The 11,719-nt window shown below is 42.9% G+C and carries 11 protein-coding genes; 10 read left to right on the top strand and 1 reads right to left on the bottom strand.

Annotated features, from left to right (window positions below; all coding sequences use genetic code 11):
• Positions 1 to 26: 26 nt before the first annotated feature.
• Positions 27 to 1,985: an asparagine synthase (glutamine-hydrolyzing) gene (gene asnB / locus O4H49_RS16335; protein WP_269424512.1), complete on the bottom strand. Its 1,959-nt coding sequence runs from the start codon at positions 1,983 to 1,985 to the stop codon at positions 27 to 29.
• A gap of 238 nt (positions 1,986 to 2,223) precedes the next feature.
• Here asnB and O4H49_RS16330 point away from each other — a divergent pair, with 238 nt between their 5' ends.
• From O4H49_RS16330 to O4H49_RS16285, 10 genes are all read left to right on the top strand, one after another.
• Positions 2,224 to 2,850, top strand: coding sequence for a hypothetical protein (locus O4H49_RS16330; protein WP_269424511.1), 627 nt, complete (start codon positions 2,224 to 2,226; stop codon positions 2,848 to 2,850).
• The gene (gene nusG / locus O4H49_RS16325; RefSeq protein WP_269424510.1) at positions 2,847 to 3,338 is read left to right on the top strand and encodes a transcription termination/antitermination protein NusG; all 492 of its coding nucleotides are present in this window, start codon (positions 2,847 to 2,849) and stop codon (positions 3,336 to 3,338) included. Before O4H49_RS16330 ends, nusG begins: the two co-directional genes overlap by 4 nt.
• A gap of 119 nt (positions 3,339 to 3,457) precedes the next feature.
• Positions 3,458 to 4,399, top strand: coding sequence for a Gfo/Idh/MocA family oxidoreductase (locus tag O4H49_RS16320; RefSeq protein WP_269424509.1), 942 nt, complete (start codon positions 3,458 to 3,460; stop codon positions 4,397 to 4,399).
• A 12-nt stretch (positions 4,400 to 4,411) separates the two neighbouring features.
• Entirely contained in the window at positions 4,412 to 5,008 is a 597-nt protein-coding gene (locus O4H49_RS16315) for a DapH/DapD/GlmU-related protein (RefSeq protein WP_269424508.1), read from the top strand.
• Positions 5,005 to 6,132: a DegT/DnrJ/EryC1/StrS family aminotransferase gene (locus O4H49_RS16310; protein WP_269424507.1), complete on the top strand. Its 1,128-nt coding sequence runs from the start codon at positions 5,005 to 5,007 to the stop codon at positions 6,130 to 6,132. The genes O4H49_RS16315 and O4H49_RS16310 overlap by 4 nt, the downstream gene beginning before the upstream one ends.
• Positions 6,129 to 7,928 carry an ABC transporter ATP-binding protein gene (locus O4H49_RS16305; protein ID WP_269424506.1) on the top strand — a complete coding sequence of 600 codons (1,800 nt, stop codon included), beginning with the start codon at positions 6,129 to 6,131 and terminating at the stop codon, positions 7,926 to 7,928. The genes O4H49_RS16310 and O4H49_RS16305 overlap by 4 nt, the downstream gene beginning before the upstream one ends.
• 133 nt (positions 7,929 to 8,061) lie before the next feature.
• Entirely contained in the window at positions 8,062 to 8,946 is an 885-nt protein-coding gene (locus O4H49_RS16300) for an SDR family oxidoreductase (protein WP_269424505.1), read from the top strand.
• Between the two features lie 4 nt (positions 8,947 to 8,950).
• Complete coding sequence (gene pseB, locus O4H49_RS16295; protein WP_269424504.1) at positions 8,951 to 9,943, top strand: UDP-N-acetylglucosamine 4,6-dehydratase (inverting); 993 nt, start codon at positions 8,951 to 8,953, stop codon at positions 9,941 to 9,943.
• 47 nt (positions 9,944 to 9,990) lie between these two features.
• Entirely contained in the window at positions 9,991 to 11,064 is a 1,074-nt protein-coding gene (locus tag O4H49_RS16290; RefSeq protein ID WP_269424503.1) for an N-acetylneuraminate synthase family protein, read from the top strand.
• Positions 11,052 to 11,714 carry a glycosyltransferase family 2 protein gene (locus O4H49_RS16285; RefSeq protein ID WP_269424502.1) on the top strand — a complete coding sequence of 221 codons (663 nt, stop codon included), beginning with the start codon at positions 11,052 to 11,054 and terminating at the stop codon, positions 11,712 to 11,714. The genes O4H49_RS16290 and O4H49_RS16285 overlap by 13 nt, the downstream gene beginning before the upstream one ends.
• The last annotated feature ends 5 nt before the right edge of the window (positions 11,715 to 11,719 follow it).

Raw genomic sequence — 11,719 nt, 5'->3', positions numbered from 1 at the left:
AGGTCCCCTTCAAAAACACTCCATTATCAAGCATATTTCTGCATTGCTACGGGTTTACAATGTTCGTGATGCCACGCCTGTAACATCAAGACATCCCACAAAAGATACTGCCAGTTCCGTCGCCCAGAGAGATGCTCTTGCCACTTCTTCTGGACAGGTGCTGATTCCAGCAAGCCCGTACTCTGAAGGGCAGCCGGCGACAATAGCTCCTCAGCCCATTCACGCAGTGGTCCGCGTAACCAGGCATCAATCGGCACACCAAAGCCCATCTTGGGACGCTCAACCATTTCTTTTGGGACATATTTGTAAAGAACCTGACGCAACAACCATTTCCCCTGTCCGTTTCGGATCTTCATATGGCGGGGAAGCCTCCAGGCAAAATCTACAACCCTGTGATCCAGCAGTGGAACCCGGGCCTCAAGAGAGACAGCCATAGAAGCACGATCCACCTTGGTCAGAATATCATCAGGCAGATAGGTCATGGTGTCGAGATACTGCATCCGGTCAATGAAGTCGGGGACTCTCTGCTTGACCGCTTCATCCCAGACCAGGCCTCGTGGCTCGACGCCACCGATAACCAGATCATCTGGATTGTGCCAATGACTAATCAATCCACGATAAAAATCGTCTCGTTCACCATTCAGCAAATTTGCTAGCTTATAGAGCTTATCACCAAACAGGGAAGGACGACGACTGGCCGGAATAATATTGCTTAAACTATCCCAGGTTGATGGCGATAAACTTCGGATAGCGTACGCCTCTAAATTCCGCAACGCTTGCGGCTGCCCAAACAGCGACCTGCCGTATTTCTCTGCCGTAAAATACCGCGTATAACCACCAAACAGTTCATCCCCCCCATCGCCTGACAAGGCAACGGTGACATGTCCTCTCGTCATCTTGGAAACGAGATACGTCGGTATCTGCGAAGAATCAGAAAAGGGCTCGTCAAAATAGAATGGAAGTTGAGGAATCACATCCCGCGCTTCCGATGGAGAAACATAAAGTTCCGTATGATCTGTTTTCAGATGACGCGCCACTTCGGCTGCATGCCTGGCCTCGTTATACCCTTCTTCATTAAACCCGATAGAAAAGGTTTTGACTGCTCTCTCACTCTGAGCTTGCATCAAGGCAACAACGGTTGAAGAATCGATTCCTCCGGACAGAAATGCCCCCAGTGGCACATCTGCCATCATTCTTCGACCAGTAGCATCCATCAAAAGGTCATGAAGCGCGTCAACGGCCTCTGTGTCACTACCCGTAAAAGGCTTGGCCTGAGCCTCGGCGACAACATCATCCAGTGACCAGTACCGTTCCAGAACGGGTTCTTCCCCTGCTCGCACGCTTAACATCCATCCGGGTTCAAGTTTATTGACCCCCTGGTATATGCTGTTCGCTCCACCGATATAGTTGTGCCGAAGAAAACCCGCAACAGAATTACGGTTAATTTCTCCAGGACAGTCAGGATGTGACCTCAGGGCCTTGAGCTCGGAACCAAACAAAAAGCTTTTTGAGGTTTGTGCCCAGTAAAGAGGCTTGATTCCCAAACGATCGCGGACAAGTGTCAAACGCCTTTCATGGCGATCCCACAAAGCAAAGGCAAACATGCCAATCAACTTCCGAACTGTGGCCTTAATACCCCAACGCGCACAGCCTTCGAGAATTACCTCTGTGTCGGAATGTCCACGAAATTTGATTCCGTTTTCTTCCAGTTCTGGGCGAATATCATTGTGATTATAAACTTCGCCGTTATAGGCAAGAACATAACGGCCACAGGCAGAAACCATTGGCTGAGCCCCGGCCGAAGACAGATCAACAATAGCCAGCCGCCGATGCGACAGCGCAATACCGGTTGATGCTTCCGCCCAGGCATCACCACTATCCGGCCCACGATGCAACAGTGCGTTTGCCATTGCCATGGCCAGCCGGGACAGACCTTCGTCACTACGATCCGCAGCGTTTTCTAGAAACCCGGCAATGCCACACATGGGTTATACTCCTGATAGCCTATCACCTCACTTTTATAGAGGTAACTTGCCTATAAATTCAGATCATTAGGCCAAACACATAAAGCTATCGAGCCATTCTAAGAATACTTTATAAGTAGCTGTTTTCCACTAAAAAGGCAACTTTCGTTCAAATTGTGACGTTCACAACATGAACGAAAGTTGACCCCCTCAAAAAATGTCGATAGATTGAATCTATATTCTACTAGGAAGTACCCGTATGCCACCTAAGTCGGACATCAAAACAGACATCGAATTTCTTCACTCTCTTGAGGAAGGCGAAGTTATGTCACAGATGACCTTGTCAAAACGGATAGGGGTTTCGATCGGCTTTACAAACGCCCTTTTAAAACGAGCCATCAACAAGGGTTATGTCAAAGCAAAATCTGCACCTTACAAAAGATTTGCTTACTACCTGACACCGAGGGGTTTTAGTGAAAAAAGTCGACTCGTTGTGGAATATCTGGACAGCTCACTCGGGTTTTTCAAAAATGCCCGTAGACAGTATGTTGAAATATTCGAACAAGCTCATATTCGCGGCCAAAACAGGATCATATTGCTTGGCGCAGGAGAGTTGGCAGAAATAGCCATTATGGCGGCTTGGGATTCAAAAATTGAACTAGTTGCCATCATTGATGCAAAATCTCAGCGCGAGGCTATTGGAAACTTAGTTGTACTAAAAACACTGGATGAAGCCACCTCATACGATGCTCTTGTTCTCACAGATTCAGATGAACCTCAGGCAACTTTCGAGAAAGCCCGCCGACTTAAGGTCAACGCTCAATTAATTGTTCCGGATTTTCTCCGCGTCCATTCTCCTGATATCTTGGGCAAGGAAAACTCATGAAAAAGTGGTACGTGGTCAACACTCAAGCTAATCAAGAAATCAGAGCTGAAATAAACCTTGCCCGGCAAGGATATCAGGTGTTTCTGCCTTACTTCATGAAGTCCCGCAAACATGCCAGGAAAATTGACATCGTCAAAAAGCCTCTATTCCCCGGATATATATTTGTAGCACTAGATGTGACAATTGACAGTTGGAGTCCTATAAATAACACTTTTGGCGTTCGCCGCCTTGTTGCGAATGGCAACCATCTGCCGAGTCTACCCGATCAATTTGTTTCCTGCTTAAAAGATACAAGTAACACCCCAGAGCATGCTGACCCAGATTTGCGAATAGGCACCAAAGTGAAATTTCTAACCGGCCCATTTGCAAATGTAATCGGGACTCTATCACAAATGATTGACAAAGAACGAATTAGCATCTTATTGGATTTACTTGGTAGAGAAGTTACTGCAACGACCTCACGTCTCAATGTAACACCTGCTACCTAGGCAGCAAATGTTGGCAGCAAAGATAACCGGGCAGAATAGTAATTCACCCGAAGTGCGGTAGCATGAAGATATCGAGCATGAACAACACGAAATATAACTTCTATGAAGCATCCTTTTAAATGACACAAACATTTGCCCTGATTGGTGCAGCTGGATATATCGCCCCGCGCCACATGAAAGCCATCAAAGAAACAGAAAATAACTTAATCGCCGCACTGGATCCCAGCGATAGCGTAGGCATTATTGATAGCTACTTTCCACAAGCTCGTTTTTTTACAGAATTTGAGAGATTTGATCGACATATAGACAAGTTAAGACGACGTGGGGATTGTGTTGATTATGTGAGCATTTGTTCACCCAATTACTTGCATGATGCCCATTGTCGTTTTGCGCTGAGATCTGGTGCTCACGCTATATGCGAGAAGCCCTTAGTATTAAACCCATGGAATATAGACGGCTTACGAGAGATTGAGAAACAAACAGGCCGCAAGATTTATTCCATCTTACAGTTGCGTCTCCACCCTGCCATTATTGCCTTAAAAGAAAAAGTCGCTGCCAACCCAAACGAGATCTATGATGTTGACCTCAGCTATATTACATCTAGAGGAAAGTGGTATCATGTTTCTTGGAAAGGTGCTGACGAGAAATCTGGTGGAATTGCAACAAATATAGGTGTACATTTTTACGATATGCTCGGCTTCATATTTGGCCCGCTACAACAAAATCAAGTTCATATCCGAACAGGAGAGCGTGCTGCTGGATACCTTGAGTTCAAGCAAGCACGGGTCCGGTGGTTCTTGTCAGTAGACCAAGCAGATTTACCCCACCAAGTTAGGGGACAGCAGCCCACCTTTAGGTCAATCACCATTAATGGTGATGAAATAGAGTTCTCGGGGGGCTTTACTAATCTTCACACGGATAGCTACACACATATCCTTGAAGGTGGTGGCTTTGGGTTGGAAGAAGCCCAAACATCCATTGAACTTGTATCAACAATCCGATCACTGCCCATTACTCCCCATCTCGGCGAACACCATCCCCTCACATACTCACATACTTAAAAGCCCCCAAACATGCCCGCTCCATCATCAACCTATATTCATGAAAGTTCATACATTGATGCCAATGTTAAAATTGGCGAAGGTACAAAAATATGGCATTTCAGTCACATCCTTGGTGATGTAACGATCGGGAAAAATTGTACTTTAGGACAAAATGTTATGATTGGGCCGTCTGTAAAAATCGGGGACAATTGTAAAATTCAAAACAACGTAAGTATCTACAAAGGAATTACAATTGAAGACGGTGTATTTTGTGGACCTTCTTGTGTTTTTACGAACGTCAACAATCCGAGGGCGGAAATAGAGCGAAAGGAAGAGTTTCTGGATACGACGGTTCGCAGAGGCGCCACAATAGGAGCTAATGCGACGATTGTATGTGGCCACGAACTTGGGGAATACAGTTTTATTGCCGCTGGTGCGGTTGTGACAAAAAACGTCAAACCATTTGCCCTGATGGCTGGCGTTCCAGCAAAGCAGATCGGCTGGATGAGTAAAGCCGGATCAAAACTAGAGAAAAATCTCGTATGCCCAATTGACAATACAGAATACGAAGAAAACCTAGACGGCTATCTTGTGATCAAAGTCAATTTTACAGAAGTTCCGATATGAAAAGCATCCCCTTTATCAACCTAGATGCGCAACGTTTGAACTTAAATGGCGCAATAGAAGCTGCAATTCAGAAAGTAATACATCACGGCCAATTTATTATGGGCCCCGAAGTCCGTGAATTCGAGATCGCTTTAGAAAAATACACAGGGGCACATTACGCCATAAGCTGTGCAAATGGAACCGATGCACTTTCTCTCGCCCTGATGGCTATGGATATTCAGCCTAATGATATTATTTTCGTACCAGCCTTTACTTTTGCTGCCTCCGCAGAAGCGGTCGCCCTTTTAGGAGCTGTACCGTACTTCGTTGACGTTGATGAAAAATCATTTTTATTGGACCAGACGAGCTTAAAGCGCTCAATTCTTGACGCCAAAACCCGAGGCTTTCGGCCACGCGGTATAATAGCTGTAGACCTCTTCGGCTCCGTCCCTGATTACGAAACAATTCAAACTATCGCAAAAGAAAACAATCTTTTTGTAATAGCAGATGCAGCTCAAAGTATTGGCGGTGCTCGTGGCAGCAAACAAGTCGGCACGATGGCAGACATAACAACAACGAGCTTCTTCCCCAGTAAACCGTTGGGCGCATATGGTGACGGTGGTGCAGTTCTGACCGATAATGCAGAAATTGCCGAAAGTATCAAATCTTTACGTATTCATGGCAAAGGAAAAAATAAGTACGATAATATACGGATTGGCATGAACAGCCGCCTAGATACGCTACAGGCATCTATACTTATAGAGAAAATCCAGATCCTTTCTGTTGAAATATTAGCCCGGCAGAAAATTGCTGATTATTATTCTACAAGGCTTCCTCTCGCGCTTACAAGACAAGCGATACCTACCTGTGTAAGATCAGCATGGGCGCAATACACTTTATGCTGCAAAAATCGTAACAGGATTAGAGATCACCTAGACCAAAAGGGTATTCCAACAGCAGTATACTATCCAACGCCTCTTAATAAGCTTCAGGCTTATAAACATTTTCCCATGGACTCTGCTGGTCTTAGCACATCTGAAAAGCTTTCGTCTCAAGTGTTCAGCTTGCCTATGCACCCCTATTTAGCAGAGGCAGATCAGAATAATATCTGTGCTGCAATAGAAGAAACATTTCCATATCAATGAAAAATAAATTTTTAAATTTACTCAGTCTGCTTGACCCTCAGACAAGACGATTAACCCCTTTGATAGTCCTTTCAGGGGCAACGTTGTCTGCTCTTGAAGTATTAGGCTTAGGCCTGGTTTTCCCACTTATACTCATGCTACTAGATGATGATGGCTTGGATAAAAACTCTATAGTGAAAATTATTTACGTTTTTTTCTCAGGCTATGATCGTGAACAAATTTCAATTTTTTTAGCAATTTCTATTTTTGGGCTCATTGTATTCAAAAATATCGGGTCCTTAGCGATTTATCATTGGCAAAACAATACGTTAGTACGATTCGAGGCATCTCTCGTATCATCTATATTCTCCAGTCACCTCAAAGCTCCATATTCTAAGGTAAAAGTACGAAGCACGTCAGAACTCATAAGAAATGTTTATGCATTGAGTCGACAAATAGTTTCAATGATCATTCTTCCTGCTACAGCGATTGTAATTGAACTCATTACAGTCCTCCTTGCCCTGATTGTACTAGTAGCAATTGATCCCCTTTCCTCTGGCATTGCCTTTGTTGTTTTAGGAGGCGGAGGCTTTGTTTTTTATCTGTTGCTGCATAAAAGACTTGGAATTTTAGCGAAATCTTATCAAAGCATTAACATCAAGCAATTGACTTGGATTAGACAAGGATATGGCGCCCTGAAAGAATTGCACATTCTCAATAGACAAAAATATATAATTAATCTTGTTGATAACTATACCAAAAATCTTACAAAAATCTCAGCGGAACAGAGATTATATCAAATAGCCCCTAGGTTTATTCTTGAGATACTCATCGCTGTTAGCCTTGCTCTAATTATTCTAATCCTTTCAACACAACGGTCTTCTAGTGAAATTATTGCCAGCTTAGCATTGCTTGGCGCTGCAAGTTTAAGAGTGGCATCCTCAACTAACAGAATGTTAGTAGCGGCTCAGCAAATCCGGGCTGGAGCAGTCGCGATAGATTGCTTAACTGAAGAAATTAAATTCATTAAAACGGTACAAACTCCAACAGCCTTCACTACTAATAATAAACTTAGCTATAATGCTTCTATTAAATTCAATTCCGTTTGGTATAGACATCCCAAACAAGAAAGCGGGCAGATCGAAAACATAAACCTTACCCTTAATAAGGGAGAGAACATTGCTATTGTAGGCAGCTCGGGGGCTGGAAAATCAACGCTAGTTGATTTATTGCTGGGTTTCCAATGCCCCCAAAAAGGTGAAATTCTTTGCGATACGAACAATATTTTTTTCGATTTACCCTCCTGGCGAAAAATGATCGGATATGTTCCACAAAAAATTTATATTAATGACGATAGTATACGCCGTAACATAGCCTTAGGGATAACCGACGAGGAGATTGATTCGGCAGCCGTGAACCATGCAGTCCTCAATGCTGGTTTAACAGAATTTATCGCTGCCTTACCTGACGGTTTAGATACAATTGTAGGAGATGAAGGTTCTCAACTTTCTGGCGGACAAGCTCAGCGAATTGGAGTTGCAAGGGCACTCTACAATAGGCCAGAAATTCTGATCTTCGACGAAGCAACTTCAGCATTAGACTTAAAGATTGAAAAATTCATTATCGATGAACTACTATCCCAGCACTCAACAAGTACGCTAATATTTGTTACTCATAGGCTAGGCGCTCTAAAGTCTTTTGATAAAATTGTATATATGGAGCATGGAAAGGTTGTTGATTGTGGCCACTTTTCAGATATTATTTCACGAAATGCTTCGTTTCGAGATCTCGCGATTACTGGTAACGTGATGACATAATCCGAACTTACAGAAGAGTATGCAAAAGCTGCACCGCTTACGTATAAAGCCGGTTCTTTAGAAAACAGCAATTTATTAAGCAACAATCACAGAAAATCTTTCTCACACGATAAAAAGATTGAATGAAAACTCAATGAAATGGTTAATTACCGGCGCCAGTGGCTTGTTGGGCAGCGCTCTATGTGCCGAATTAAATAATAAACATTCAGTAGCTATAGGGCTTATCAATCACCACAAAATAAAAATAGACAAGGCACTTATAAAGAAATGCGACATTACAGACAAAAATGCCATAAGCCATGTATTAGAAAGCGCTGCCCCTACGATAATAATCCACTGTGCTGCCCTTACAAATATTGATCAATGCGAAACAAATCTTAACTTGGCTACAGAGTTGCACGTTACAGCTCCCACACTGATGGCCAAATGGGCTTATAACAATTCTTGCAAGATGGTTTATATATCTACCGACCATTTATGGGACGGCACACAGAAATACGTTCCAGAAACCTTACAACCCGTTCCCCTGAACAATTATGCGGAAACGAAAAGCAACGGGGAACAACAGGTACTTGCAGCAAACCCCAAGGCTCTCATTGCTCGCACGAATTTTTATGGTAAAGGCCTCGAATGGCGCCCCTCGTTCTCTGACTGGATCATAAGCTCACTGCAGAAGAGGGAAGATCTAAACGGCTATACTGATATACATTTCACCCCTCTCCACAGGAAGCAACTCATTAATCTTTTACTAGATCTGATCTCACTTGATGCGAGGGGAATTTACAACGTCGTCAGTAGTGAGAGAATTTCCAAATACGACTTCATCAAAAAAGTAGCCACTAAATTTGGTTTACCCGAAGAGAAGGTTAAGGGTATAAAAAGCTGTGAAACAAAATCGCAAACACCACGGCCTAAAGATATGTCATTGAGCTCACAAAAAATTTCGACGTTCCTTGGCCGAAAGATGCCTTCAATTGATGAAGGTATAGACGATTTATATACAGAAATGAATGGTTAGCAATATGAGCATTTTTAATGAAAAGTCGATACTTGTAACAGGTGGCACAGGCTCCTTTGGTAAAGTTTTTATTTCAAAATTACTGAAAGATCATAACCCAAAACGCCTGATAGTCTTCTCACGGGATGAGCTCAAGCAGTTTGAAATGGCACAGACAATATCTCATCCAAATCTTCGTTACTTCCTCGGAGATATCAGGGATGAGGCTCGGCTAGAAAGAGCTTTTAAGGGTGTTGACTATGTCATTCACGCAGCAGCTTTAAAACAGGTGCCCGCGGCAGAATACAACCCTATTGAATGTATTAAGACTAATGTTTTGGGTGCTGAAAACATAATTAACGCCGCGATTAATACCGGAGTAAAAAAAGTTATCGCCCTATCAACAGATAAGGCGGTAAACCCCCTCAACTTGTACGGCGCAACAAAGCTTTGTTCAGACAAATTATTTGTTGCAGCAAATCACCTCTCAGATATTGGCGGAACCAGATTTTCAGTCGTTAGATACGGGAACGTCATCGGATCTCGGGGAAGCGTCATTCCCTTCTTTAGGGAGAGGGCAAAAGAAGGAGTACTCCCTATTACGGATCCCCGAATGACTCGTTTCTGGATTACTCTTACCAGCGGTGTACAGTTTGTAATCGATTCAGCAGAGCGTATGAGAGGGGGAGAAATTTTTGTCCCCAAAATTCCATCAATGAAAATTACAGATCTCGCCTCTGCAATCGATCCGAACTGTAGGCAAGATATCGTTGGCATTCGCCCAGGCGAAAAGCTGCATGAGATGATGATTCCAAAAGATGAAGCTCGCAATACCCTTGAATTTAAAGATCACTACATTATTAGGCCACAATCTACGTTCTGGGATTACGATGAAAGCCCCGTATTCAATGGCGAAGAAGGTAAACCCGTTAGACAAAATTTTGAATATGCCAGCGACACAAACACAGAGTGGTTTAATACTGAACAGTTACGCTCAGTAATTGAATCCGACGTATAATATACTCAAAAATCTTATATTTGAAGAAGATCAACGGACACTAAGCAATGAACATTTCAATTGGGAAAAATACTATTGGTATGGAGTACCCAACTTATTTTATTGCTGATATCGCTGCAAATCATGATGGATCTCTTGAAAGGGCTAAGGAACTAATATTTCTTGCAGCTGAAGCCGGTGCAAACGCTGCAAAATTTCAAAATTTTATAGCTGAAACAATTGTGTCCAATTATGGCTTCGCCAATTTAGATACTGGTCTCGGGCATCAATCAAAATGGAAAAAATCAGTTGTCGAGGTATATAGAGAAGCATCTCTACCAATCGAATGGACAGAAGAACTCAAAAAATCATGCCTAGAAGCAAAAATTGACTATTTCACGACCCCTTATGACCTTGGATTAGTCGATTATTTAAGCGAACACGTTTGTGCATGGAAGCTTGGTTCTGGTGACATAACATGGCATGAAATGATTTCAAAACTAGCCTCAGATGACAAACCACTCTTGCTGGCAACTGGCGCGACAACTATGAACGAAGTTGTTTTGGCGATGGATGTTGCAAATAAAGAAACAGATAAACTTGTTCTAATGCAATGCAATACTAACTACACTGGTAACATTGATAATATAAGTTATTCTGCCCTTAACGTCTTAAAAACCTATAAAAAATTCTTCCCAAATACAGTTCTCGGACTTTCCGATCATACCCCAGGAGACATGACTGTTCTTGGTGCCGTTTCTTTGGGGGCACGTGTTATTGAGAAACACTTCACTGATGATAATAATCGTGAAGGACCCGATCACCTATTCGCAATGGATCCTAAATCATGGTCCTTAATGGTTGAGCGAACAAGATGGTTAGAGGCAGCACTAGGTAGTCATGAAAAGACTATAATGCCGAATGAACTGGAAACCGTTGTCGTACAAAGACGCGCAATACGCACAGCCAAAAACCTAACAGCTGGATCAATTATCAAACCAGAGGATTTGGTTGTTCTGCGCCCTTGTCCAAAGGATGCTCTAGAACCTTATAAAATACATACCCTAATTGGCCAAAGATTAACCCGAGATATCCCTGAAGGGGATTGTGTACGTAGCAAAGATATCGAATGCCCAAAGTAGCAATAATCATCCCGGCTCTCAATGAAGCCAATACAATATATGATATTGTAAAAGGCCTAACAGGAATAGGTTTGGTTATTGTTGTTGATGATGGCTCTATAGACGGAACATCGACAGAAGCGCTACGTGGAGGTGCAACTGTAATCAAGCATGACAAGAACCGTGGATATGATAAAGCTCTCGCTGCTGGCTTTGTCGCAGCGATTGAACGAGACGCACAAATCCTGTTAACCTGCGATGCAGATGGACAACACAGTTTAGAATCCGTTCATAGCGTTCTAAAAGCAATGTCAGACGACAATACTTCTATAGCTATCGGTGCACGAAATTATTTTCCACGGTTTTCCGAGTATCTTTTTGGTTATTATACAAAAAAACGTTTTTCAATTCCAGACCCTCTGTGTGGATTGAAAGCGATAAAATCAGATGTATATAAAAAATATAACAACCCCAAGACCAGAAAAACTATCAATACAGGCCTCTTGCTAGATGTTGCCAGGGACGGGGGAAAGATATCAAGTGTACCGATTAATATAATTTCCCGCCAAGACAATCAGGCTCGAATTGGTGGGGTACTCAAGGCGAATTATCGTATTTTACGTGCTTGGGCAAAGTGTATCGCGAACGACCTTAGATTTTATTATTTATAACAAAA

The organism is Kiloniella laminariae, from assembly GCF_027214005.1.
Taxonomy (GTDB): Bacteria; Pseudomonadota; Alphaproteobacteria; order Kiloniellales; family Kiloniellaceae; genus Kiloniella; species Kiloniella laminariae_A.
This window is presented reverse-complemented; position numbering and strand designations above follow the sequence as displayed.

Bases quoted from the DNA above. Each gene is read 5' to 3' on its own strand.
- asnB (WP_269424512.1), bottom strand. From the start codon at position 1,985: ATGTGTGGCATTGCCGGGTTTCTAGAAAACGCTGCGGATCGTAGTGAC.
- O4H49_RS16330 (WP_269424511.1), top strand. From the start codon at position 2,224: ATGCCACCTAAGTCGGACATCAAAACAGACATCGAATTTCTTCACTCT.
- nusG (WP_269424510.1), top strand. From the start codon at position 2,847: ATGAAAAAGTGGTACGTGGTCAACACTCAAGCTAATCAAGAAATCAGA.
- O4H49_RS16320 (WP_269424509.1), top strand. From the start codon at position 3,458: ATGACACAAACATTTGCCCTGATTGGTGCAGCTGGATATATCGCCCCG.
- O4H49_RS16315 (WP_269424508.1), top strand. From the start codon at position 4,412: ATGCCCGCTCCATCATCAACCTATATTCATGAAAGTTCATACATTGAT.
- O4H49_RS16310 (WP_269424507.1), top strand. From the start codon at position 5,005: ATGAAAAGCATCCCCTTTATCAACCTAGATGCGCAACGTTTGAACTTA.
- O4H49_RS16305 (WP_269424506.1), top strand. From the start codon at position 6,129: ATGAAAAATAAATTTTTAAATTTACTCAGTCTGCTTGACCCTCAGACA.
- O4H49_RS16300 (WP_269424505.1), top strand. From the start codon at position 8,062: ATGAAATGGTTAATTACCGGCGCCAGTGGCTTGTTGGGCAGCGCTCTA.
- pseB (WP_269424504.1), top strand. From the start codon at position 8,951: ATGAGCATTTTTAATGAAAAGTCGATACTTGTAACAGGTGGCACAGGC.
- O4H49_RS16290 (WP_269424503.1), top strand. From the start codon at position 9,991: ATGAACATTTCAATTGGGAAAAATACTATTGGTATGGAGTACCCAACT.
- O4H49_RS16285 (WP_269424502.1), top strand. From the start codon at position 11,052: ATGCCCAAAGTAGCAATAATCATCCCGGCTCTCAATGAAGCCAATACA.